At 52.8% G+C, this 267-nt stretch carries 1 protein-coding gene; it reads right to left on the minus strand.

The genetic code is table 11. The features are described from left to right. A partial coding sequence (locus tag E1189_RS23580) for a hypothetical protein (protein WP_196221206.1) occupies window positions 1-267 on the minus strand: 267 nt, incomplete at both ends.

Below are 267 nucleotides of genomic sequence, written 5' to 3' on the forward strand. Positions count from 1 at the left end.
TCCCCAGTCTGACTGATCTGTGACCTTGGTATCCCAGTAACCGATGCTGCCAGGAAAGGCATTGATAGGTGAATGGGCGGTTGTGAATAACTCCGGTAGTAAAATTTCCGCCCTGTTTCCCGCAAAGTTGTGGAACAGGGCTGCTGTTGAACTGTGTAATACCCCAAGGCTGCTCCATACCCCCAGATCATGGAATGTCCGGGACATACCCTCTTCCGCCTGTTTGACGCTGTCGTGAGCATCCTTTTGCCAGGCCAGGCAGCCATA

Origin of the sequence: Parendozoicomonas verongulae (assembly GCF_009711465.1) — a bacterium.
Lineage (GTDB): Bacteria > Pseudomonadota > Gammaproteobacteria > Pseudomonadales > Endozoicomonadaceae > Sansalvadorimonas > Sansalvadorimonas verongulae.